This is a genomic window from Paenibacillus sp. 7541 (genome assembly GCF_002276395.1).
Classification (GTDB): Bacteria; Bacillota; Bacilli; order Paenibacillales; family Paenibacillaceae; genus Paenibacillus_AQ; species Paenibacillus_AQ campinasensis.
Genome location: NZ_NQLZ01000015.1, coordinates 211,847 through 234,824, shown reverse-complemented (window position 1 = coordinate 234,824; position 22,978 = coordinate 211,847). Strand labels below are relative to the sequence as shown.

23 protein-coding genes are annotated in these 22,978 nt (G+C 53.1%); all 23 read right to left on the bottom strand.

Translation table 11 applies throughout. From position 1 onward, the window contains the following. Positions 1–32 precede the first annotated feature (32 nt). The 23 genes from CHH75_RS10315 to CHH75_RS10205 all read right to left on the bottom strand — a co-directional run bounded on the left by CHH75_RS10315 (position 33) and on the right by CHH75_RS10205 (position 22,964). A complete protein-coding gene (locus tag CHH75_RS10315) occupies positions 33–542 on the bottom strand; it encodes a GNAT family N-acetyltransferase (protein ID WP_095263560.1) in 510 nt (169 codons plus the stop codon). Positions 543–630: 88 nt separating this feature from the next. Further along, positions 631–1,515 (bottom strand): CPBP family intramembrane glutamic endopeptidase, encoded by an 885-nt coding sequence (locus tag CHH75_RS10310; RefSeq protein ID WP_255223010.1) that lies wholly within the window; start codon positions 1,513–1,515, stop codon positions 631–633. A gap of 54 nt (positions 1,516–1,569) precedes the next feature. Continuing rightward, positions 1,570–2,289: a DnaD domain-containing protein gene (locus CHH75_RS10305; protein WP_095263558.1), complete on the bottom strand. Its 720-nt coding sequence runs from the start codon at positions 2,287–2,289 to the stop codon at positions 1,570–1,572. 17 nt (positions 2,290–2,306) lie between these two features. After that, the gene (gene asnS / locus CHH75_RS10300; protein ID WP_095263557.1) at positions 2,307–3,602 is read right to left on the bottom strand and encodes an asparagine--tRNA ligase; all 1,296 of its coding nucleotides are present in this window, start codon (positions 3,600–3,602) and stop codon (positions 2,307–2,309) included. Positions 3,603–3,625: 23 nt separating this feature from the next. After that, on the bottom strand, positions 3,626–4,840 hold the full coding sequence (locus tag CHH75_RS10295; RefSeq protein ID WP_095263556.1) for an acetate/propionate family kinase: 1,215 nt from the start codon (positions 4,838–4,840) through the stop codon (positions 3,626–3,628). Next, positions 4,837–5,709, bottom strand: coding sequence for a 3-hydroxyacyl-CoA dehydrogenase family protein (locus CHH75_RS10290; RefSeq protein ID WP_095263555.1), 873 nt, complete (start codon positions 5,707–5,709; stop codon positions 4,837–4,839). Before CHH75_RS10290 ends, CHH75_RS10295 begins: the two co-directional genes overlap by 4 nt. Before the next feature lie 137 nt (positions 5,710–5,846). Then, a complete protein-coding gene (locus tag CHH75_RS10285; RefSeq protein WP_095263554.1) occupies positions 5,847–7,349 on the bottom strand; it encodes an AAA family ATPase in 1,503 nt (500 codons plus the stop codon). Beyond that, on the bottom strand, positions 7,342–7,875 hold the full coding sequence (locus CHH75_RS10280; RefSeq protein ID WP_095398076.1) for a hypothetical protein: 534 nt from the start codon (positions 7,873–7,875) through the stop codon (positions 7,342–7,344). The genes CHH75_RS10285 and CHH75_RS10280 overlap by 8 nt, the downstream gene beginning before the upstream one ends. A 322-nt stretch (positions 7,876–8,197) precedes the next feature. Next, complete coding sequence (locus tag CHH75_RS10275) at positions 8,198–8,716, bottom strand: cell wall elongation regulator TseB-like domain-containing protein (RefSeq protein WP_095263552.1); 519 nt, start codon at positions 8,714–8,716, stop codon at positions 8,198–8,200. 30 nt (positions 8,717–8,746) lie between these two features. After that, positions 8,747–10,048, bottom strand: coding sequence for an amidohydrolase (locus CHH75_RS10270; protein WP_095398075.1), 1,302 nt, complete (start codon positions 10,046–10,048; stop codon positions 8,747–8,749). Next, positions 10,023–10,688, bottom strand: a complete 666-nt coding sequence (locus CHH75_RS10265) for a redox-sensing transcriptional repressor Rex (protein WP_095263550.1) — start codon at positions 10,686–10,688, stop codon at positions 10,023–10,025. Before CHH75_RS10265 ends, CHH75_RS10270 begins: the two co-directional genes overlap by 26 nt. 45 nt (positions 10,689–10,733) lie before the next feature. Then, positions 10,734–13,619 (bottom strand): ATP-dependent DNA helicase DinG, encoded by a 2,886-nt coding sequence (gene dinG, locus CHH75_RS10260; protein WP_095263549.1) that lies wholly within the window; start codon positions 13,617–13,619, stop codon positions 10,734–10,736. Between the two features lie 143 nt (positions 13,620–13,762). Next, on the bottom strand, positions 13,763–14,392 hold the full coding sequence (locus CHH75_RS10255; protein WP_095398074.1) for a tetratricopeptide repeat protein: 630 nt from the start codon (positions 14,390–14,392) through the stop codon (positions 13,763–13,765). Between the two features lie 112 nt (positions 14,393–14,504). After that, the gene (gene panD / locus CHH75_RS10250) at positions 14,505–14,888 is read right to left on the bottom strand and encodes an aspartate 1-decarboxylase (RefSeq protein ID WP_095263547.1); all 384 of its coding nucleotides are present in this window, start codon (positions 14,886–14,888) and stop codon (positions 14,505–14,507) included. A 22-nt stretch (positions 14,889–14,910) separates the two neighbouring features. Continuing rightward, the gene (gene panC, locus CHH75_RS10245) at positions 14,911–15,774 is read right to left on the bottom strand and encodes a pantoate--beta-alanine ligase (RefSeq protein ID WP_095398073.1); all 864 of its coding nucleotides are present in this window, start codon (positions 15,772–15,774) and stop codon (positions 14,911–14,913) included. Next, the gene (gene panB, locus CHH75_RS10240; RefSeq protein ID WP_095398072.1) at positions 15,771–16,649 is read right to left on the bottom strand and encodes a 3-methyl-2-oxobutanoate hydroxymethyltransferase; all 879 of its coding nucleotides are present in this window, start codon (positions 16,647–16,649) and stop codon (positions 15,771–15,773) included. Before panB ends, panC begins: the two co-directional genes overlap by 4 nt. A gap of 283 nt (positions 16,650–16,932) precedes the next feature. Continuing rightward, the gene (locus CHH75_RS10235) at positions 16,933–17,922 is read right to left on the bottom strand and encodes a biotin--[acetyl-CoA-carboxylase] ligase (protein ID WP_095263544.1); all 990 of its coding nucleotides are present in this window, start codon (positions 17,920–17,922) and stop codon (positions 16,933–16,935) included. After that, positions 17,909–19,198: a CCA tRNA nucleotidyltransferase gene (locus tag CHH75_RS10230; protein ID WP_095263543.1), complete on the bottom strand. Its 1,290-nt coding sequence runs from the start codon at positions 19,196–19,198 to the stop codon at positions 17,909–17,911. The genes CHH75_RS10235 and CHH75_RS10230 overlap by 14 nt, the downstream gene beginning before the upstream one ends. Before the next feature lie 49 nt (positions 19,199–19,247). Beyond that, positions 19,248–20,411: an N-acetyl-alpha-D-glucosaminyl L-malate synthase BshA gene (bshA, locus tag CHH75_RS10225; RefSeq protein ID WP_095263542.1), complete on the bottom strand. Its 1,164-nt coding sequence runs from the start codon at positions 20,409–20,411 to the stop codon at positions 19,248–19,250. 44 nt (positions 20,412–20,455) lie between these two features. Further along, the gene (bshB1, locus tag CHH75_RS10220) at positions 20,456–21,154 is read right to left on the bottom strand and encodes a bacillithiol biosynthesis deacetylase BshB1 (RefSeq protein ID WP_095263541.1); all 699 of its coding nucleotides are present in this window, start codon (positions 21,152–21,154) and stop codon (positions 20,456–20,458) included. Continuing rightward, entirely contained in the window at positions 21,151–21,576 is a 426-nt protein-coding gene (gene mgsA / locus CHH75_RS10215) for a methylglyoxal synthase (RefSeq protein ID WP_176475518.1), read from the bottom strand. The genes bshB1 and mgsA overlap by 4 nt, the downstream gene beginning before the upstream one ends. Before the next feature lie 18 nt (positions 21,577–21,594). Continuing rightward, entirely contained in the window at positions 21,595–22,398 is an 804-nt protein-coding gene (gene dapB, locus CHH75_RS10210; RefSeq protein WP_095263540.1) for a 4-hydroxy-tetrahydrodipicolinate reductase, read from the bottom strand. Positions 22,399–22,415: 17 nt separating this feature from the next. Beyond that, positions 22,416–22,964 carry a tetratricopeptide repeat protein gene (locus tag CHH75_RS10205; protein WP_095398071.1) on the bottom strand — a complete coding sequence of 183 codons (549 nt, stop codon included), beginning with the start codon at positions 22,962–22,964 and terminating at the stop codon, positions 22,416–22,418. Positions 22,965–22,978 lie beyond the last annotated feature (14 nt).

Below are 22,978 nucleotides of genomic sequence, written 5' to 3'. Positions count from 1 at the left end.
TCATTCACACTGGCTGAATATGTATTCCGCGATCAATTCTCCAATATTTTGGCCATGTAATATTCATCAATATAGGCACCGTTTAGGATCAGCGAATGCTTCTTGGTCCCCTCTATTTCAAACCCCATCGCCGTGTATAGCTTCACCGCTGGCTCGTTATGAGCCATCACCGTCAGCTCCATACGGTGAATGCCGTGCGCCCTCGCCCATGCCTCGAGCTCCCGGAACAGCTTCTTGCCAATGCCCTGGCCAGAATATTGCTGAAGGATGCCGATCACGATATACAGCGAATGACGGACTCGTTTAAGCGAGGAGCCATTGCCGGCAATAAATCCGACCAGCTGTTCCTGGTCAAAAGCACCAATAAACGTGGAATGTTCCGATTCGTGGATGGCGGTTAACCTGCTCCGCTGCTGTTCAACCGTTGTTTTACGCTCACCAGGCTCATACAGCATATAAGCGGTCTCCTGATCGAGCCGCAAGCTTAAACGGAGAAGCTCCTCTGCGTCATCCGGCGTTAATGTCCGTATTGTAATTTCCATGAAAGTTCACTCCTGTAACATCATTGATTTTGTTTGGTACAACCTAGTCTAGCCATATATCATATGAACCTATGAACCTATGTAGCTGTCAAATAATCATCCCACTCATCACAAACCACAGATTCATCACAGCATGCATCACAATCACTGGACCGAGCCCCTGAGATCGGATCGCCACAGCTCCCATCATCATCCCGAACAAGGAGAACAGCAGACAGATCGTCCAGGGAAAACCAAGATGAAGATGATAGAAACCAAACGCTGTGCCCCCGATGACAAGCCCCTTGATATCACCGTAATCCTCGGTCAGCTGGCTTAGGACATACCCGCGCCATAACAACTCTTCCAGAACGGCATTGATGAGCGCAAACAGCAGGGCATAGAACGCCAGCTGCGCCAAATCATCCCGGCTCCAATCCACGACAAAAGCAAATGCAGCGGCTGAAACCGCAGCAAAGATAAGCATGAATCGCCAGGCCGGATCTCGCCGAAAACCGGTAATAATCCATGGAAAATAAAGCGCCCGCCCCCATTGTCCGGCAGTCATGAGCCGCGGCCTGCCTTGCCCCAAGCTACATGAGGCCGCAGCCAGCGGCAATATAAAGACCATTAATCCCAGACGTGATAACACAATGGCCAGATCGCCCGTATCGGCCAATCCGTGACGGATCCATGCGCTAAAAGCCTTGTACAGAACGTAACCAAGCAGCAGAGCGGTTGCCACAATAGTTGTGTTGAAGATCGCTTGTGAACGTTTGCGGAGCAGTATCCCGCTCACAATCAGTCCAATTCCCCACACCCATATCATATAAGCGGATCCTGTCTGCGCAATGATAATCGTTACAACCATGAATAACAGGCTTGCTGTGAAGCTGCTTGAATCTTCTCTAGTAAGCAAACTGGCGTCTCCCCATCCTTGAAACGATATTCCTTCATGATACGCTTGAACCCGTCCTGTTTCAATAGCATTCAACTAAACCACACCAGAAAGAAAAAACACGCCCCGAAGGGCGTGCTTTGTCCGTCATTATGATCTGCCTCTGAATTTTTGCGTATACGCTTTGGCATCCTGGACGGTGCGTACGCGATTACGGCTCCATTCCAGCAGAATTCTATCAATATAACGAAAATGAAGCTTTCCGGCAAATACCGCTTCCTTCAAAGCAAGCAGAATAAGCTCGTCCGGATAACGATCCTCATCGACCCAGCCGGAGATTGTCTCCAGCTCCATCGGGGATAACGGCCGGCCGAATTCTTTCTCAAAAATCGTAAACAGATTCCGCTCTTCCTTCACCGGAGCCGCGAGGGAAGCAGCCGTTTCCCGCAATTCATTCCGGGACCTGGCTGATGGAGCAGAACGAACCTTGCCGCGGCCTGATGGCCCCTCAGCTTCCTCCGACAGGCGTGCCGCTAGCTTCTCGTATAACTGGTTCAGGTTGTAGCGCTCATAGTGAATCCCCTGCTCTTCGTCCACATACTCGTCGATGCCGAGCAGCCCTTCCTTGATCAATCGCTGCAAGCTTGCCGCGATCGTCTCCGGCGAAACGCCAGTGACCTGCTGCAGCTCTTCAATCGAAGGAAATTCGTTGTATTCCACCTGTTGATATCCGATCAGGTGGATGAGCAGCATCGCTTCACGATCGCTGATCCCGAGAGAGCGATAATGTCGGAGAAAAGCGTATGGCAGCACAGCCATTCGCTGGCTCATGCCGGCAGCCATTCCTGCCGCCAAGTCGCTGCGGTCCATAGACTCACCTCTCACGGTTACGGGTACAACCGGTACAGCATCCGCGGGAACGGAATCGTTTCGCGCACATGCTCCAAGCCGCAAATCCAGGCTACGGTACGCTCAAGTCCGAGCCCGAAGCCGGAATGCGGAACAGAGCCGTATCTGCGAATGTCCATATACCACTGATAGGTATCCATAGACAGCTCATGCTCCTTGAACCGCTCCTCCAGCAGCTCAGGATCATCGATCCGCTGCGATCCTCCGATAATCTCCCCGTAGCCCTCTGGCGCGATCATATCGGCGCACAGTACGACCTCCGGACGATTCGGATCCGGCTTCATATAGAATGCTTTGATGCTAGCCGGATAATGGGTAATGAATACCGGCTTGTCATAATTTTCAGCAATCGCCGTCTCATGCGGAGCACCAAAGTCCTCGCCCCATGGAACGTCAAAGCCTTTCGAGTTCAGGAACTCAATCGCTTCGTCATACGTAATCCGCGGGAACGGAGCCGAAATCGCCTCCAGCTTGGAGATATCGCGACCGATGGTCTCCAGCTCCTGACGGCAGTTTTTAACGACCGATTGAACGACATGCGTAATAAACTGCTCCTGCACCTGAAGGCTCTCCTCATGGTCTGTGAAGGCCATCTCCGGCTCAATCATCCAGAACTCGATCAGGTGGCGGCGAGTTTTGGACTTTTCAGCCCGGAACGTCGGACCGAAGGAATACACTTTACCGAGCGCCATGGCTGCAGCCTCAAGGTACAGCTGGCCGCTCTGGGTCAGATAGGCATCCTCTTCAAAATATTTGGTGTGGAACAGATTCGTCGTGCCCTCCGCGGACGTTGGCGTCAGAATCGGCGGGTCAACCAGCGTGAAGCCGTTCGTATCGAAATATTCCTGCACTGCGCGAATGATTTCCGCACGGATCACCATAATCGCCCGCTGCTTCTGCGAACGGAGCCACAGATGACGATGGTCCATCAGAAAATCAACACCGTGCTCCTTCGGCGTAATCGGATAGTTCTCTGTAAGATGAATAATTTCAATTCCGGTCACGGTCATTTCATACCCGGATTGGCTGCGCGGTTCCTCACGTATGACGCCGGTCACATACAAAGAGCTCTCCTGGGTCAAGCTTTTGGCATCATTCCATACCTGCTCGGGCACTTCACTTTTGACCACTACGCCCTGGATGTATCCCGTTCCGTCCCGCAGCTGCAAAAATTGAATTTTTCCGCTGGAACGTTTGTTGTTGATCCAGGCGCCGATGGTTACGCTCTGACCGACGTGCTGGCTCACGTGACGAATCACACTTTTGGTCGCCATGCTATAATCTCTCCCTTATATCACTACTTTTCAAGCTGTGAAGCTTGTACGATGCGATGCGTATCCCTTGCAATGACCAACTCTTCGTTTGTCGGGATCACCAGCACCTCCACTTTGGAGTTCGCTGTGGAAATACGGCGCGGATCGCCGGAGCGAATTTTGTTCAATTCCTCATCCAGTTCTACGCCAAGATAGGTAAGCTGCTCCAGCACGCGCTGACGCAACACAATCGAGTTCTCGCCTACGCCGGCGGTGAACACGATCACATCCACGCCGTTCATGGCTGCTGCATAGGAGCCAATGTATTTCCGGAGGCGGTATTCGTACATATCGAATGCCAAAGTCGAATTCGGCTCACCCTTCTCCATGCCCTCCGTAATTTCGCGCATATCGCTGCTGACACCGGAAATGGCGAGAAGACCGCTATGCTTGTTCAGCATCGAGTTCACCTCGTTGACCGTCAGCTCTTCCTTGTTCATCACGTATGGCACGATCGCCGGATCCAGATCACCGCTGCGCGTTCCCATCATCAGGCCTTCAAGCGGCGTCATACCCATCGATGTGTCCACCGATTTTCCGCCCTGTACCGCAGTAAGCGAAGCGCCGTTGCCGATATGGCAGGTGATAATTTTCAAATCCTCGATCGGACGGTTCAGAAACTCTGCAGCCGCCTGACTGACATAAGCATGGGAGGTGCCGTGAGCGCCATAGCGACGCACCTTATACTTATTATAAAGAACTCTAGGAATAGCGTACAGATAAGATTTTTCAGGCATCGTCTGATGGAACGCCGTATCAAAGACAACGACCTGCGGAATGCCTGGCATGTTGGTCTCTGCCGCTTGAATCCCCATCATCGAAGCCGGGTTATGCAGTGGCGCAAGATCGAACAGACGACGAATTTCCGACTTGGCCTCACTGTTCACAAGCGCCGATTCCTTAAAGGATTCGCCCCCGTGCACGACGCGGTGTCCTACTGCCTGAATGTCATGAATTGTGCTGATGACGCCATGCTCTGCATCTGTAAGCATGCCAAGAACCTTACGGATCGCCGTAGTGTGCTCCAAAATTTCGCTGACTTCGGTTACTTCCTGCTTGCCAGTCGGTTTATGCGTAAGAATGGAGGAGTCCATACCGATGCGTTCTACAAGTCCTTTGGCCAATACGGATTCATCGCTCATATTATACAGCTGGTATTTCAGCGACGAGCTGCCGGCATTAATTACGAGAATGTTCATATGCGGTCACCATCCTTGTCGTACTTGAAAAAGCCCTCTCCCGTCTTCACGCCGAGCTGTCCCGCGCGCACCATCTTCTTGAGCACGATGGACGGACGGTATTTCAGCTCCCCGTACTCGCGGAACATGCGTTCCAGCGCTGCGAGAATGGAATCCAGACCGAAGCGGTCTGCCATTTCGAGCGGGCCGTGCTGGAAGTTGTAACCGATTCTCATGGCATCATCGATATCCTCGGCCGAAGCTACGCCCTCCTGAAGCAGATGCATCGCTTCATTGATCAAGAGCGTGATCATTCTCGTTGTGACAAAGCCTGGGGATTCGTATACCATAATCCCTTTTTTATTTGTAATTTCTTCAACGAAATGCTTCGTTTCTGTAAATGTATGATCTGAAGTTTTAAGACCCCGAATAATTTCAACCAAATCTACTTTGGATACAGGGTGAATAAAGTGCATGCCAATGACACGCTCCGGATACTTGGTCGAGCTTGCAAGCTCGGTCAAGCTGAGCGTGGAGGTGTTGCTGGCGAGTATAATATGGCTCGGGCATACTTCATCCAGCTTCTCGAATACTTTCTTCTTCGCATCCAGATCCTCGATGATCGTTTCGATGACCATATCACAGGAGCTGAGCTCTGCAAAATGTGTCACCTTCTGGATGCGGCTAAGAATAAGCTTCTTCTCCGCCTGTGTAATTCCCCACTTCTCGAGCTGCTTATCGAGGCTGGTTTCGATCATGCTATACGAATAGTCCAGTCTCTCCGGTGTTTTCTCCACCAGCAGCACGTCAAGCCCCTTGGCAGCTAACATTTCGGCAATTCCTTGCCCCATGGTTCCGCCGCCGATGACGCCGATTTTTTTGAAATGCATGGTTGTTCTCTCCATCCTTTCTGTATCTCTTGCTCTATTGTACCCCTATTTGTCGAAAAATACATACTATTAGACGACAAACTATAATAATATCTTAGCACGAGAAAAAAGTAAAAAAAAATAACCAGCATAACATTTTATGCTGGTAAAATTGTATTTTCACGAAATTGACAACGGAATTGTTCCCCGGAGAGAAGTTCCTCCTTCATCAGGATATCAAGTGAGTTGTCGAAAATCGGCCGATTTTGTTCTAGCATCTGTTTCGTGCGGCCCATCAACGCTTCCAAAATCTTATTGTTCTCTCTCATGAGCTCCTCAGTCGTCACCATATTCATATTGATAATGCCGAGCGAAGTGAGGCCCGATTTCATCATCGTCTCCACGATGTTCAGCGACTGTTCAAAGTCATTGCTAGAGCCGGTACTGCGCCCGCCGTAATAGATTTCTTCGGCAGCTGCCCCGCCAAGCGCAATCATGATCTGCTCTTCCAGGAATGTCCTGGTATACAAGTACTGCTCCTGCTGCGGATTGTGCCGCACATAGCCGAGCGCCTTGCCGCGCGGGCTGAGCGCAACCTGCTTCACGCTTCCCGGACGAACCAGCTCTGCCATGATGGCATGTCCAAGCTCATGGATAGCCACCCGCCGCTTCTCTTCGGTATTCGACTCCCGGTCAGAGCGCTCGCCCATCATCACTTTATCAATGGACATGGACAGATGGCGCTGTGTGATCATGCTGGCTTCCTCACGCATCGTATAGATCGCCGCTTCATTCATGACGCTTTCGAGCTGTGCGCCGGAGAATCCGTACGTTTCCTCCGCGATTTTGTCCAGATCGACATCCGGTGCGAGCGGCTTGTTATCCGCATGCAGCCTCAAAATATGCGCTCTGCCCTTTTTATCCGGGAGGTCCACCTGGATTAGTCGGTCGAACCTGCCGGGACGAAGAAGCGCGCTATCGAGCATTTCTTTCCGGTTCGTCGCTGCAATGACAAGAATCCGCGGGGTGTCCTGGGAATAGATACCGTCCATCTCGGTCAGCAGCTGGTTCAGCGTCTGGTCATATTCACGCTGCTGTCCGCCTTCACGCTTGCCGCCGATCACATCAATTTCGTCGATGAAGATGATCGCGTTCTGCTTGTTTTCTTTTGCCGCTCGGTTACGAGCATCCTTGAACAAATCCCGGATTCGCCCGGCACCTACACCGACATACATTTCAACAAACTCACTGCCTGATGCTGCTACAAACACGGAGTTGGTATAATGCGCCGCCGCCTTGGCCATCAGCGTTTTTCCTGTTCCCGGAGGCCCTGTCAGCAAAATGCCCTTCAAGGGGCGAATGCCGAATTTCTTAATATCTTCATGCCGAATCAGAAAATCGAGCGCCTCGCGCAGCTCCTGCTTGGCATTGTCCTGCCCGCCGATCTCTTCAAAGGTCAGCTTGGCCGGCCCGCTTTTCTTCCGTTTGCGCTCCTGACCAGCGCCCACAGCGATGCCGCCTTTCAGCTTGGCCACCAGCAGCAGCCCTCCGATCAGCGCGCCTGCAATAAGCAGCGGAACGATGTTCACGCCGATATAAGCCAGAAACACAATAAGGACGGGGATAAACCCGATGACAATTTCCTTAGCTAGCTTAGACATGGTTCCACACCCCCATCTGACCGCCCTGTCTTGGAAGGATAATAAATTTGGCCGACTTGCCGTCGGACAGACTTACATATACATTCTTATCATCAATGGAAGCCTTCGCCTGCAAATGCGGCGAAGCCTGGGCGAGCTGTTCCAGCGAAGTCTGGATTCCCGTATACTGCCTGTTATCCATCGCCTCCGCGACCGAAAGCATCGCACGATCCCACCATTCATTCAGTTCCTCGGAGGAATGATCCTCCACGTCGATCTTTAATTCTTTACTCCCGATCACGGATGTTCCTTCTTGCTGGATTTTCTGAACGAGGCCTTGAAGATTCGTGTCCGGCTCCAAATCCAGTTTCAAGTTCACCGTATCCTGTTTAATATCAATATGAGCGTTCTTCACGCCATCATACGTAGAGACAATTTGGTGAAGCGGGCTTTGAACCGCCAACTTCTGATATAGAAACCAACCGCCGAAGAGGACCACTGACGACAGAACAACCGTCAATGCAATAGGAACAATACGTAGTTTCATGAAGTTCCTCCTTCTATCTTTCTATATAAAATGTGATATCTTTCAATATATACGAGAGCACAAAACAACGAAATATCAACAATATACTTTTAAGTACAGATTAGAGTATATCACATTTTATATACTTTTTCATATAAACCTGTGAATATATTATAAACTTCTGCAGAAATTCGTACACAATGCCAATACAAAAAGGTCGAAAACAGCGTGAGCGCACTGTTTTCGACCTTTTTATGTTGTAAAAAATACCGGATAACGTTACACCCGCGATCTTACATCGGCGCAGATCTTTCATATTCATCCGATTTCACTGCCATTTGTGTTACTGGTTCGGCAAAATAATGTCGTTTCCGATCTGATTGCCGTCCTGAAAGCGATAGAATCGGTAGCCGATCTGGCCGCTATTCTCATACAACAGCTGCCAGGCGTACTCCCCTTCATACATGCCGGGCACCAATCGTTTAATGACGGCATTCGGCATTTCCTGGAGGATTTGCGCCCGCATCTGCTCTTCGGACAACCCGCTGCTCAAAGGCTCGGCATGAACACCCTCCGCACCTTCCACAGGCACATTATCCTCGGTGAATTTGACCCAGACGATCAGCTCCTGCTGATCCGGCCCCTGACCGGTAACAACCCAGTATGTATTATCTTCGCCCCATACCGACTTGTATGATTTGTCCGCCGTCACCAGGTTCCCATACTGTCTGGCCGCACCAATGGCCAGTCTTTCCTCATTCCATGAATCTGTCATCACATAAGAATAATAGATTTGAATGCCTAACAGCAGCAGCAATACGCCGGATACACTCAGCCATATCCACTTGGTTCGTTTTTTCAATCCGCCATCCCCGCTCCCACGTCAATATGCTTACTGCGCCGTCAGACGCTCGAACGTGCGCTGGGCTTCACGGCGAATGCGCTCCTCATCCACGGTGAGGCATTCCCCGTTCTTAACCAGCTGTTTGCCGTCCACCCATACATGCTCAACATCTTTAGCGCTTGCCGAATAAACGACATGCGAGATGAAATCAGTATGGGGCAGGAAATGGGCCTGATCCGTGTTCAGAGCGATCATGTCAGCCTTCATGCCTACTTCAAGTCTGCCCACCTCATTCAAGAAGGCGGACTTCGCGCCATATTCCGTACCCATGCGCAGCGCTTCCGATGCCGGTACAGCTGTCGGGTCACCGCTCACCCCTTTATGAATGAGGGCAGCCAGCCGCATTTCTTCGAACATGTCCAGATTGTTGTTGCTCGCCGGACCATCCGTGCCGAGAGAGACGGTGACGCCCGCCTTGAGCAGTTCAGGGACACGCGCGACGCCGCTTGCCAGCTTCAGGTTGCTTCCCGGATTATGCGAGATCGCGACGTTGTGCTTGGCAAGAATGTCAATCTCCTCATCTGTCAGATGAACTGCATGCGCCAGCAGTGTCGGTCGGGAGAATACTCCGAGCCGCTCCAGATGCGCGACCGGGCGGAGCCCGTAATCATCCACATTTTGCTGAACTTCGGCTTTTGTCTCCGACATATGCGTATGCAGCGGCAAATCTAGATCCTCAGAAGCCTGCACAAACATCTCGATCAGCTCCGGTGGACATGTATACGGTGCATGCGGCGACATCATCGATGTGATGCGGCCATCGGCCTTCCCATGCCACGCCTTCGCAAACGCAATCGCTTCATTCAGCTTCTGACGCTGCTCTTCAGGGGGACAGAGGCCGATCACGCCGCGCATTAGCACGCCGCGCATTCCCGACTGGTCCACAATCGAAGCGACTTGATCCATATGATCGTACATATCAACGAAAGCCGTCGTTCCGCCCTTCAGCATTTCGACTACTGACAGGGAAGCTCCCCAATAAATGTCCTCTGCCTTCATCTTGGCTTCCATCGGCCACATCTTCTCCTGCAGCCATACCTGCAGGGCCAGATCATCGCCGTAGCCCCGGAGCAGTGACATCGCCGCATGGCCGTGCGTATTCACCAGTCCCGGCAGGAACAGCAGATGGGTTCCGTCAATGATCTCGATCGGCTCCTCGATCTGCGGTTTTTGTTCCCCTATATACGTAATCCGGTCATCCTCAACCACCATGTAGCCCTTGATAACCGACTGGTTGCCTTCTAACACAGCAAAGGTGCCGTTCTCAACCATCCACTTGTGTTTCTTCATGAGCCGATTCCTCCTTCCCGTTATCCAAATAGTAGGCCAGACTTTGCAGGTCTGTCGTAAAGTCTGCCGTATGGATTCGGATATGTGCCGGTGCTTTCAAAATAATAGGCGCAAAATTCAATATGGCCTCAATGCCGGCGGAAATCAGCTGGTTCGCCACATTCTGGGCCTCAAAATCCGGAACGGTAATGATCCCGATCCGGATCGCATTGTCGCGCACGGTACGCTCAAGCTCTTCCATCGGCTGCACCGTCAAATTGTTGATGCTCGTTCCGATTTTCGCCGGATGCGCATCGAAGACGGCTACGATTTTCATATTATCCTTAAGAAATGCATTGTAATTGGATAGCGCATGTCCGAGATTACCTGCCCCGACCAGCGCGACATTAATTCTCTGGTCCAGCTTCAGAATCTGGCGAATCTTCTCAATCAGATAAGAAACATCATAACCGATGCCCTTGCGGCCAAAATCGCCGAAATACGCCAGATCCTTACGGATCTGCGCCGGGTTCAAGTCGAGCTTCTGCCCCAGCTCTTGGGAGGATACCGTTGTAACCTCCCGTTTGTGAAGCTCATTCAAGTATCGCAGATATACTGGCAATCTGCGAACGACAGCCTCTGAAATTTTATCCGATTTCATGCATGCTCCCCCTATTAACAGGCTATTAAATGTTGCGGCTTGCTCCTATTGTAATAACGATTCGTCATTGGTGATTTCATTCTTCTTGTTATGATTCAGCCACTCGGCAATTCTCGGCACCATCTGATCGGTCGGCATATGCTCCATCTTCGGGCCCGGCAGCGAGTACAAGAAATATTTCCCGTAGTAGGATTCGATCACACGCGTGTCAAAGACGATCACGATTCCCTTGTCCTGCGCGGTCCGTACGAGCCGGCCGAAGCCCTGCTTAAAGCGGATGACCGCCTGCGGCACAGACAGCTTCATAAAAGGGTTCTTCTTCTGCTGCTGAAGCAGTTCGCTCTTGGCTTCCACCAGCGGATGGCTCGGCGGCTGAAACGGCAAACGTACGATCGCAAGGCAGGTCAAGGCTTCGCCCGGAACATCGACCCCTTCCCAGAACGAGCTTGTGCCAAGCAGCACAGATGCACTGCTGTCCTGAAAGCGGCGAATCAGCTTGGTCCGGCTTCCCCCGTCAACCCCTTGTCCCAGCACAGCGATCTCGCTTGAGGAGAGCGCCTCCTTCAAGGGCTCGTACACTTGACGCAGCATGCGGTAAGAAGTGAACAGCACCAGCATCCGCCCTTTCGTCGCCTCTGCCGTTTGCGCCAGCGATTGAACGAGCGTATCCACAAATTTCGGATCGCCCACCGTCCCCTTCACGCTTGGGAAATCCCGCGGAATCACAAGCAGCGCCTGCTCCCGGTAGTTAAACGGCGAAGGCAGTTGAACCGTATGCAGCTGCCCTTCTTCAGCTGCTTCCTGAAGACCGAGGCTGTCGATCATGAATTGAAACGATTTATCTACCGACAGCGTGGCCGAGGTCAGAATGACACTCCGCTTTTTATCAAAAAACAGCTCTTTCAGCTGCGCGCTGACATCCACCGGAACGGCATACATCTGAAGCGACTTGCTCTTGAAATTCGAGCTTGCCTCCATCCAGTATACGATACCTTCATTATCCAAAGCCATAAACTGGTGCAGCCCTTCACGGTGAGAAGCGAGATCCTTGAATAAGCCGGTGATGTCGGTAATGAGACTGTCCGCGCCATAGTCGTCCAGCTCTTCCTTGATTTCAGCTGCAAGCTGCTCGCCTTTGCGAATACATTCGCCCAGCGTGACATAAATCTGACGCTCAATCTCGGCCAAACTATCCCAATCCTTGGGCTTTTTGACAGGGGAAAGGCGCATGGTTAGCTGCCCCGACTCGCCTGAATCCCCCCGGTCCGGAATCAGTCCGAACAGCAGCTCGTTCAGCCGGTCCCAGTTCTCTTTCACCGTAATCAGATCCGGATACAAGCGGTCGATGACGCCAATCCATTGGGTCGCTTTCTCCTCGGCCGAGGCCGAGAGCATCTGGCGCAGAGCCGGCAGCTGCCCGTTGCGGCTGTCCTTGTACAAGCGGGTGAGGGTGTGCGTGACGGTAAAATACTTCATCGACAAGCCCAGATGCTTACCGGCCACATCCTCCAGATGATGCGCCTCGTCGATAACCAGACGATCATAGGACGGGAGCAGCTGATGATTCGCTTTCACATCCGTGAACAGCTTGGAGTGATTCGTGATGACGACATCTGCCAGCCCGGCTTCATGCTTCGCCCGGTGGTAGAAGCATTTCCTGAACCACGGGCAGGCGCGTCCGAGACAAGAGTCCGAATCGCTGGCCACCGTATCCCAGAAATCTCCCCCGCGTCCTCCCAGATTAAGCTCTTCATCGTCGCCGCTTTCCGTTTGCGTCAGCCAGACGATCATCTGTGCGGCGGTGATGACATCCTCCTTCGGCGTATGGAAGTCTCTTCTATTTATTTTATGTTCAAATTTTCTCAAACACAAATAATGCCCCCTGCCCTTAAAGACAGCAGCCTTGAACGGGAAGGGAACAGCCTTGGTCAACAGTGGGATGTCACGCTCTCTTAACTGCTCCTGCAGGTTGATCGTATGCGTGCTCACCATCACCCTCTGCTCCTGCTTGACGCTCTGATAGATGGAGGGCAGCAAATATCCGAGCGACTTGCCCGTTCCTGTTCCTGCCTCGATCAGCAGGTGCTTGTCCTCGTCCAGCGCTTTCACCACTTCACCAATCATGATATCCTGCGCTTCCCGGGTTTCGTACTGTGGCAAAATGTCCCGCAGACGCCCGCGCACCTGCTCCATATATTCATCAAAGCTGACACTGGCGAGCGGATTCGGTTCCTCTTCATTCCGCACTGGCGCGATCTCCGTCCAGTCATCCACAGCAAGTGCGAACTGCCTGAAATAGGTATACGTATCCAGGTCCTGAATCGACTGATGCTCCCGCTCCGTACGGATGCCGTCAAAAAACCAGGCCAGATCGCTGTCCTCATCGGCAAACAAATCGCTCAGCCGCTGGATCGTCAGCAGCGGAAGATCATCGATCTCCTCCAGGCATTTCAGCAGCACCTGCGCGGTCGCAAGTGCATCGCTGTCCGCCTGATGCGGCCGGTCATGCTCCAGGCCGAAATGCGAGGCCACCATCCCGAGCTGATACGAAGGCAACGACGGAAAGCAAATTTTCAAGAAATGCATCGTATCCAGAATGCGTCCGCTATACGGCAAATATCCGCAGCGGTCCAGCGCATTTTGCAAAAAGTTGAAATCGAATGCCACGTTATGGCCGACCAGCACGACATCGTCCAGCATCGGCACCAGCTCCATCATCATATCCTCCAGCTCTGGAGCATCGGCAACGTCGCTGTCCGTGATGCCTGTCAAACTGGTAATAAAAGGCGGGATCGGTATCCCGGGATTGACGTACGTGCCGTACACGCGGGATATGCTTCGATCTTCTTCTATGATGGCCAGCCCTACCTGAATGATCTCATCGGCAGACTGGTTGCCCGTAGTTTCAAAATCCAATACGGCAAATTTCATGTTCGTATAAATCCCTTTCTTCCAGACTAATATTCAGCATAACAGAAGTTTGGGTTTTTGAACATTCCACGGATATGAAAAACGATGCCAAAGGCATGGCTTCCATGTCTCCTTGGCATCGCTTCCTTGTGCAGAATATGGGGTTACAGCAGCGAAATCAGCTGACTTCCGTACTGCAGCTCGCCGCCCTTCTTGTGGCATACCTCCAGGTTGATCAGCGGATCCGGCAGGGTCGGATCGCTGTGGATCGCCAGCGCAAAGTATTCTTCCGCTTTGTCTGTACAACCATTCAGGGCCTGGACGCAGCCGAGAGCGTTGTAAATCATCGCTTTCAGACGCTTGTCGTCGGCAAGGGGCAACAGCGACTTGAGCCCCTCGAACGCCCTGGACGTGTCGCCCAGATGAAGATAGGACATGGCGATGTAGAGCCGGATCAGGAGACTGTCCGGATAAATCGCGGCAGCCAGCTCAAATTGTGCAATGGCCGGACGAAACATCAGCAGCTTGTAATAACCTTGACCGCGGACGAATTCGTCCAGCTGGAGCTCCGGCGCTTCGGTCGACGGAAAAACAGGAGGCGAGATCGCACTTTCGCGAAAAATGGCCATCTTTTCTTCAAAATGCAGCCATTCTTCAATGATGCCTTCGCTCATGTTTTTCAGCATGTTCCAGTTTTGGATCAGCGCCTGCTTTTGGGGACCATTGGCAGAAGGGTAATGCTTCACAATTTCATCTAACATGTTGTTCATTTCAGCGAATACATGTTGAAACATAGCGTGCATCCCACCCTTAGCGTAAAAAATGAGATCAGTGCGACGACCTGATCTCATTTTCTGTAGAACCCGTGCTTTTCATCCGTTTGGCCATCCGTTACATTTTGGCTCTTTAGAGAACCGTTGCGTGCACCTCGTGGTAATCAGCGGTCACCGGCTTGTTATCAGCATCCACAATCACGACTGTAGGCTTGTGGTTGGTATATTCTTCCTTGGACATCATGGCATAAGATATGATGATGACATTATCGCCAGGCTGAACGAGGCGGGCCGCGGCTCCGTTCAGGCAGATGACGCCGCTGCCGCGCTCGCCTTTAATCACATAAGTCTCCAGACGGGCACCGTTGTTATTATTTACGATCTGGACTTTTTCATTCTCCAGCAGATCAGCCGCATCCATCAAATCTTCATCAATGGTGATGCTGCCGACATAATTCAGGTTCGCTTCCGTAACCGTTGCGCGATGAATTTTCGATTTCATCATCGTTCTAAACATAACTCTTTCCACCCCTTTTCGCTCAGATCAGCGTATTATCAATCAATCGTGTTCTGCCGAACCGGACAGCCAGCGCAAGCAGCACCCGTCCCTCGGCGTCACTTATTTTGTCTTCGTCCTGCAGTGGATCAAGCTCCGGAAATACCGCAGCTTCCACATAATCGATATCGGCCAGCGGAGCTTCGGAAATCGTATCCCGAAGGAGCTGCCGGATCTGCCCGGCCGTTTCCGCCTGGCCGCTTGCAATCGCCTCACGCGCCTTCTGAAGCGAGCGGGACAGTACAAGCGCCTGTCTTCTTTCCTCCGGCTTCAGATAAACGTTGCGGGAGCTAAGCGCCAGGCCGTCCGCCTCGCGGACGATCGGACAAGGAACAATGGTAATGTCCATGCTTAGATCCCTGACCATCTGTTCAATGACCGCCACCTGCTGCGCATCCTTCATCCCGAAGAAGGCGTAATCCGGCTTGACGATATGAAACAGCTTGCTTACGACGGTCGTCACACCGTCAAAATGCCCCGGGCGGGATGCGCCGCACAGCAGCGATGTAATGTCAGCCACGCTTACCTTCGTTTTGATCGGCTGGGGATACATCACCTCTACCGTTGGAATGAAGACGATGTCCACCCCCTCAGCACGAGCCAGCTCAAGATCCCTGGCTTCATCACGCGGATAGGTCTCATAGTCCTCGCCCGGCCCGAATTGGATCGGATTGACAAAAATGCTGAGAACGACCGTCTGCGTCATTTCACGGGCTTTGCGCATCAGGCTCGCATGACCTTCGTGCAAATATCCCATCGTCGGGACGAGCCCGACCGGCTCGTGTCCGGAACGTGTGCGTTCGCGAAGCTCGGAACGCAGCTCCTCTATTGTGCGTATCACTTTCATGAACCTGGCACCTTTTCCTTCCCGCTGCCATATACAGGGCCGGCAGCAGCCGTTTTTTGAGCAGTAGTGAAGATATGCTCCTCTGCCGGGAACGCGCGCTCCTTCACTTCCCTCACGTACTGGGCAATGCCCTCCCGAACGGCCGTGCCTATATCGGCATAGGTTTTCACAAAGCGCTTCTCCCGGTAAGGGGAGGCGTATTTCAAAATATCATGGTATACAAGCACCTGACCATCGCAATAGCGGCCAGCGCCGATCCCGATTGTAGGGATGCTGAGCGCCTGCGTAATCTCCGCCGCACTCTCCTCCGTTACCAGCTCCAGCACGACAGCGAACGCCCCGGCCTCTTCAAGCGCCTTCGCATCCCTCATCAGTCGCTCGGCGTCCGCCTGATCCTTGCCCTGAACCCGGTAGCCGCCGATCTGATTAACCGACTGCGGCGTCAATCCAATATGACCGAGCACCGGCACGCCCGCCTGCACGATCCGTCTGACCGTGTCGGCGATCTCCGCGCCTCCCTCCAGCTTCACGGCATGTGCGTGGCCTTCCTGCATGAGGCGGCGCACGCCTTTGAGACTCTCGTCCACACTGCCGTGGTATGTCATAAACGGCATATCTGCCACAATAAACGTATGCTCAGCCCCGCGCGCGACGGAGCGGGTGTGATATACCATATCATCCAGGGTCACCGGGATGGTGGAGTCGTAACCGAGCACCACGTTGCCGAGTGAATCCCCGACCAGAATCATGTCGATGTCCGCCTCTTCGGCCAACCGGGCCGAAGGATAATCATAGGCAGTAAGCATGCTGATCGGCACGCCATCCTGCTTCATTTTTTTCATTTTCACAATATTAAGCGGCTGTTTGCCTGCCATGTGACATGAGCTCCTTTCATCGTTTGTCAGCACAACAAAAAAACCTTTTAGCATTACAGCTAAAAAGGTCCGAAAGGCAAAAAAGAGTCACTTGCGATCGTCCCTTCTGTCTCGGTCCTTTCGGCTCAGAGCAGAATCCAACGTAACCGGCATAACAGTTATGAAGGTGTTCCACATGTTGTATCCCTCGCTGTCACAGATCAGAGTGCAGCTCGATTGCATCCTCGATACCGCCTCTGTCTGTAGTATATCAAAGTTCCCTCATTTTTTCACTATGATCCATTTACCTCGTATGGAACTCCACGTCACCGGAATAGACCGGAACGATGTCGCCGTCAACCTTGACCAGCAGCGCGCCTGACGGATTCAGGCCGATGGCCACTCCGGTTACGACACCCCGCTGCGATTGAACCTTCACCTCGCGCTGGATCGTGCCGGACAATGCCTCCCACAGCGAAGCAATCGCCTGGAAGCCCTGCTCGTTGTACAGCTTGTAGAGCACTTCCATCTCATACATAATATGCTGGATCAGCACCGTGCGGTTAAGGGCTTGTCCGCCCGCAAGCCTCAGCGAGGTTGCAATCGGCCTCAGCTCTTCCGGGAAATCCTCTTCCTTCAGATTGACGCTGATGCCAATTCCGGCAATGCAATAGCGCACCCGGTCGTCCTCTGCTGCCGATTCCAGCAGAATGCCGCACACCTTTTTCCCGGATAAAAGCAGGTCGTTCGGCCATTTAATATCCGTCTGGATACCCGTTGCCTTCTGGATCCCCCGGCATACCGCCACCCCGGTCAGCAATGTCAGCTGCTGGGTCAGATGAAGGGGCTGCTCCGGGCGAAGGATGAGGCTCATCCATATGCCCTTACCGCGCGGCGAGTGGAACTTGCGCCCCATACGGCCGCGGCCCCCGGTCTGCTCCTCCGAGATGACCAGCGTGCCTTCGGCGGCGCCTTGTTCGGCCAGTAGGCGCGCTTCCTCCTGGGTCGATGTCGTGCTCTCGAGGATCACGACGTTCCTGCCGAATTGTTCACTCGATAGACCCGCTATGAGCTCCTCCGCCCTCAGCTGGTCCGGGGCATCGGTCATCCGATAGCCCATCCGGGGTACAGCTTCAAAATCATAGCCTGCCTGACGGAGCTTGTTGATTTGTTTCCATACCGCCGTACGGCTGATGGACAGCCTCCGGCTGATCTCTTCCCCGGATAGAAATTGGCCCGGGTTCTCCAGAAACATGTCCAGCAGCGTATAATCTTTCTCATCATCCTTCTTCATGTATTACCACCCGTCTCGCCTCATCAATCAAGGCGCTCTTGTCATTGGGCACGATGCCGGCGGCAACCTGCATCAGCAACTGATTCAGCAGCTCGCCAAGCCATGGCCCGCCGCGCTTCTCCAGGGCGCTCAGAAGCTCATTGCCCGTAACATTCAGCTCCTTCAAGCTGTATACCACCATCTGCTGCAGCCAGTCGTCCAGTTTAGCGGTATCGGCAGTTTCCTCCGCTCCCGCAGCTGTGAGCGCATGCTGCATCGTCAGCCAGGACGCCGCAACGCCGCCGCCGAAGTCTAGGACGAGCCTGATCCAGGCCAAGCGATCCTGACTGCGCCCCTCATCCTTCAGCCGCAACCAGAACTCCTGGAACCGCAGGATGGCACTTATGGCCTCCCGGTCCTTGTTCGAGAACGTCCAGGCCCGCAGCAGCGGATCCGCCGCTGCGGATGCAAGTCCGCAGCCGAGCAGCAGCAGCGCCCATCGAACATCAAGGCGCCACGAATCCACATGGTCGATGGCACGCATCCAGGCTTCTTCATGACCCGTATAAGGAAATGGAACCTTCATATGGTCATAAAGCCCGCTGCGTACGAACAGAACCAGTCCTCGCCGCGGATGCGGACCGGCCATCACCTTGTCCATTTCGATGCGAATCCGCTCCATCGCAATCCAGCGCAGCGTCTTCTGCTCGGACTTAATCGCTCTCCAGGTGCCGGGGGCAATCGCAAAGCCCAGCACAGAGGCGAAGCGGATGCAGCGAACCATTCGCAGCCCGTCCTCCTGAAACCGAAGCCTCGGATCGCCCACACACCGAATGCGCCGCGCTTCAATATCCCTACGTCCCCCGTAGGGGTCTACCCAGGCTCCGTCGAGACCGCGGGCCATTGCATTCATCGTGAAATCCCGGCGCTGCAAATCCTCTTCAATATCTGTCACAAAGGTGACTTCCGATGGACGGCGATGATCATCGTATCCCGTTTCGGTCCGATAGGTCGTCACTTCGAAGGCTTCGCCCTCATGCATCACCGTTACCGTTCCGTGCTGCATCCCGGTCGGGATGACCTTCGGGAATAACGCGGCGGTGATCTCCGGACGCGCCGAAGTGGCAATGTCCATATCGTGGACCGGCCTCCCCATATATTCATCCCGCACGCATCCGCCTACCCAGTAAGCTTCATGCCCATGACGAAGCAGCGTACGAATGACTTCGCCGCTTCGTCTGGCCATATCGGGATGCGCATGGCGCCACGCCACCGTATGTTCATGGTTGTTGCCCATTGTAAATACCGTTCCTTTTATACTGACATAACAGACAGCAGAGCCAGCCTCATCCGCACACCGGATTCAGCTCGCCAACCTCCTGCCCTAGCACGCGATAATAGATCTGTTCATATTCTTTACGAATCCGGTCGTTGGAAAACATCGTTGTCGCCCGCTCAAGACAGGCTTTGCGCAGGTTGTCTCTCAGCCCGTCATCCTTCAATATCCGAATCGCATATTCAGCCATCGCATCGGTGTCCCCGATCGGCGCCAGAAAACCGGTCTCGCCGTGGGCTACCAGCTCTGGAATTCCGCCGGCCTCCGAGCCAACGGTCGGGACGCCGCATCCCATCGCTTCCAATGCGACGAGTCCGAAGCTTTCCTTCTCCGACGGCAGCAGCAGCACATCGGCCATCGAGATGACGTGGGCGATTTCATCCTTCTTGCCCAGGAAGAACACGCGGTCGTTCAAGCCAAGCTCCTGAATGCGGCACTGGATCTTCGGCAGATCCGGGCCTTCCCCGACCAGCAGCAGCTTCGACGGCACTTCCTCATTTACCCGTGCAAAAATCTCAAGGACGTCACCGACACGTTTGACCGGCCGGAAATTGGAGATGTGCATCAATATTTTCTCGCCCGGCTGTGCATAATCGAGACGAAGGGCGTCCACATCGCGCGGATAATACACCCGCGGATCCACAAAGTTATATGTTAAATCGATATCTCGCGTAATATCGAGCAGCTCACGTGTTTCCGAGATCAAATCCTGGGATACCGCCGTCACCGCATCACTCTCATTAATCGCCAGCCGGATCAGATCCTTCAGCGATTCATCCTGTGCCAGAACGGTAATGTCGGTCCCGTGGAGCGTTGTGACGACTTTCAATTGATCGCCGACCATTTTTTTGGCCAGGAACGCGCACACCGCATGCGGAACCGCATAATGGACATGCAGCACGTCCAGCTGCTGCATGTTGGCTACCTGCGCCATTTTGCTGGCCAGCGACAGATCGTAAGGCGGGTAGCGGAACACATAATAATCGTTCACTTCTACTTCATGATAGCAAATATTTTTATGAAATGATCCGAGCCGAAACGGAATGCTATGTGCAATAAAGTGAACCTGGTGACCCTGCTCTGCCAGAAGCTTGCCAAGCTCCGTCGCCACCACACCGGACCCCCCCAATGATGGATAGCAGGTGATCCCGATTTTTAACGGTCGTTGATTCAATGGTAAGGCCTCCTTTATGTTCACTTCTGTCTATATTATGCCGGTTAGAAGCCAAATAGATGAACCTCATACGGACTTTTCGTTGCAAAGCCTTCGGCGTACGGAATAAGCTTCCGTCCGCCAAGAAGGGCGTCTCTGGCCCGAACGCGCTCGATGTATCCTTCCGTTAACGGTGTAGACACCGCATCGTCTGCTGATTTCTCGAACTGCGAGCGATAGCAGGAGAGCGCCTGCTCCTTGATATCATAGACGTCCGTAACGTCCACGATCAGATCTGCTTGTCCCATATCATTAATATAATAAAAATAGAGCCCGTCCACCTTCACTGCCGGTTGGTCCGGCATATAACGGCGCAGCTTCGCATTGAACACCGCCTCTTCCACGAGCCGGCTGCATGCAACATGGTCAGGATGGCGATCCTCCCAATAAGGCGCGAACACGATCGATGGCGCATGCTTGCGAATGACTTCTGTAACCCGCTCCACATGCTCGGGCGTGACAAACAATCCGCGGTCCGGGAGACCCAGATTGGTGCGGACGGTCAAATTCAGCACTTCAGCTGCCGCCGCCGCTTCCTCCTTGCGTAGGGACACCGTCCCATTGGAGGATAGCTCGGCCTGCGTCAGATCGCATATGCCTACGGACAAACCGGCCGCCGTATGCTTGGCAATGGTTCCGGCCATGCCGATTTCAGCGTCATCCGCATGAGCGCCGAATATTAAAATATCCAGCTTCTCACTCATCCAAGATCAACGCCCGGTTTATATTTATGTACCAGCTCTCTCCAGGCAAAATCGCCGCGATCCAGCGCTTTGACGAGAATTTCAGCAGTGGCGATATTCGTTGCCAGCGGAATGCCCTGCACATCGCACAGACGAAGAAGAGCGTTGATGTCCGGCTCATGCGGCTGCGCCATCAGTGGATCTCTGAGGAATATGATCAGGTCCATTTCATTCTGAGCCACCAGCGCGCCAATCTGCTGGTCGCCGCCAAGGGGGCCCGATTCAAACCGATGAATGTTCAGGTTCGTATTTTCCATAATCCGCGTGCCAGTCGTTCCTGTTGAGAACAATTTATGCTCTTTAAACACCGGTTCATAAGCAGTTACAAAATTGACCATCTCGTCTTTTTTACGATCATGCGCGATAAATGCAATATTCATCATGTGTTAACCCCCAGGCTCTTAGTCTATAAAATGATCAAACCCATAAATCATCCCTGTATATCCCATTACCTTTTCAATCGCCATTTTCACACCTGGCATGTAACCAGCCCGCTCGTAGGAATCATGCCGGATCTTCAGGCTTTGACCATATCCGCCGAAAATAACCTCCTGCTGGGCAAACACCCCCGGAAGACGTACGCTATGAATGCGGAAACCGTTGTAGTAGCCGCCGCGCGCCCCTTCAATCACCTCTTCCTCCTTCGGATTTCCCTGGCGGATTTCCTCACGGTTGGCTGCGATCATCTCCGCCGTTTTGATCGAGGTGCCGGAAGGCGCGTCAAGCTTCTGGTCTCCATGCGTTTCAATAATCTCGACATGCGGCAAGTATTTGGCAGCCTGCGCGGCAAATTTCATCATTAGAATCGCGCCGATGGAGAAGTTCGGAGCAATCAGACCGCCGATCCCGCGCTCGGTGCACAGCTTGTCCAGCTCTTCAATTTGCTCCGGGGTGAAGCCCGTTGTCCCCATGATTGGACGAACTCCATGCTTAATGGCCGTTGCCGTGTTGGCATAAGCAAATTGCGGAGTCGTAAAATCGACCATGACGTCGGGCTTCGTTTCCACCAGCGCCATTTCAAGATCCGAGGTCACTTCGATTCCGCAGGCAGGCAGACCTACCATCGTCCCCGCATCTTTGCCGGCATCGCTGAGCCCTACAGCTGCAGCCAGCTGTAGCTCACTGTCGCCCAGCACCAATTTGACTACCTCTCGGCCCATACGGCCCCCGGCACCTACAACTGCTACTGAAATTGGATTTGTCATATCTAATATCCTCGCTTTCACTCCGTAGATGGTTCGTTTGATTCGTACAGATAGGATTTCAATCGCTGCTTCAATTCCTCCATAATGTGTTGAAGGCCGCTTTCCTGCGGATAGAGCCCAATCGCTTTCTTAAGCGTTGAGATCGCGAGTGAATGCTCGTTAAGCTCGCTATACACCAGTGCCAGCCATACATATGCCTGGGGATAGAGCGGGTCCATGGCGATCGCCGACTTCAGCAGAGCAACAGCTTCATACAGCTTTGCCGGCGTGATATCGCTTCTGCCTTCCACCATTGCCCGCACCTGCTGGACAAGCACAATCGCTTTAATATGCTGGAGATGGAGGCGATATTCAGGTTTGTCCGGCTGCAGCCTGACCGCTTCCTCCGCATGGTCAATGGCCATATCCAGCTTGTCGCTTCTGCCATAGGTGATCGAGCATCGATAATGCACCTCCGCATCACCGGGATTGGCTGCAATCGCAGCTTCAAACCAGCGAATCGCTTCTTCAAAATCATTTTGGAGGATGCATTGATATGCGTTTTGAATGTATTCTTCCGACTTCACGGGCTGTCCCTCCC

Excerpts from the sequence above, each read along its gene's own strand:
- CHH75_RS10315 (WP_095263560.1), bottom strand. The coding sequence starts at position 542 with ATGGAAATTACAATACGGACATTAACGCCGGATGACGCAGAGGAGCTT.
- CHH75_RS10305 (WP_095263558.1), bottom strand. The coding sequence starts at position 2,289 with ATGGACCGCAGCGACTTGGCGGCAGGAATGGCTGCCGGCATGAGCCAG.
- asnS (WP_095263557.1), bottom strand. The coding sequence starts at position 3,602 with ATGGCGACCAAAAGTGTGATTCGTCACGTGAGCCAGCACGTCGGTCAG.
- CHH75_RS10295 (WP_095263556.1), bottom strand. The coding sequence starts at position 4,840 with ATGAACATTCTCGTAATTAATGCCGGCAGCTCGTCGCTGAAATACCAG.
- CHH75_RS10290 (WP_095263555.1), bottom strand. The coding sequence starts at position 5,709 with ATGCATTTCAAAAAAATCGGCGTCATCGGCGGCGGAACCATGGGGCAA.
- CHH75_RS10285 (WP_095263554.1), bottom strand. The coding sequence starts at position 7,349 with ATGTCTAAGCTAGCTAAGGAAATTGTCATCGGGTTTATCCCCGTCCTT.
- CHH75_RS10280 (WP_095398076.1), bottom strand. The coding sequence starts at position 7,875 with ATGAAACTACGTATTGTTCCTATTGCATTGACGGTTGTTCTGTCGTCA.
- CHH75_RS10270 (WP_095398075.1), bottom strand. The coding sequence starts at position 10,048 with ATGAAGAAACACAAGTGGATGGTTGAGAACGGCACCTTTGCTGTGTTA.
- CHH75_RS10265 (WP_095263550.1), bottom strand. The coding sequence starts at position 10,688 with ATGAAATCGGATAAAATTTCAGAGGCTGTCGTTCGCAGATTGCCAGTA.
- dinG (WP_095263549.1), bottom strand. The coding sequence starts at position 13,619 with ATGAAATTTGCCGTATTGGATTTTGAAACTACGGGCAACCAGTCTGCC.
- CHH75_RS10255 (WP_095398074.1), bottom strand. The coding sequence starts at position 14,392 with ATGTTTCAACATGTATTCGCTGAAATGAACAACATGTTAGATGAAATT.
- panD (WP_095263547.1), bottom strand. The coding sequence starts at position 14,888 with ATGTTTAGAACGATGATGAAATCGAAAATTCATCGCGCAACGGTTACG.
- panC (WP_095398073.1), bottom strand. The coding sequence starts at position 15,774 with ATGAAAGTGATACGCACAATAGAGGAGCTGCGTTCCGAGCTTCGCGAA.
- panB (WP_095398072.1), bottom strand. The coding sequence starts at position 16,649 with ATGGCAGGCAAACAGCCGCTTAATATTGTGAAAATGAAAAAAATGAAG.
- CHH75_RS10235 (WP_095263544.1), bottom strand. The coding sequence starts at position 17,922 with ATGAAGAAGGATGATGAGAAAGATTATACGCTGCTGGACATGTTTCTG.
- CHH75_RS10230 (WP_095263543.1), bottom strand. The coding sequence starts at position 19,198 with ATGGGCAACAACCATGAACATACGGTGGCGTGGCGCCATGCGCATCCC.
- bshB1 (WP_095263541.1), bottom strand. The coding sequence starts at position 21,154 with ATGAGTGAGAAGCTGGATATTTTAATATTCGGCGCTCATGCGGATGAC.
- mgsA (WP_176475518.1), bottom strand. The coding sequence starts at position 21,576 with ATGATGAATATTGCATTTATCGCGCATGATCGTAAAAAAGACGAGATG.
- dapB (WP_095263540.1), bottom strand. The coding sequence starts at position 22,398 with ATGACAAATCCAATTTCAGTAGCAGTTGTAGGTGCCGGGGGCCGTATG.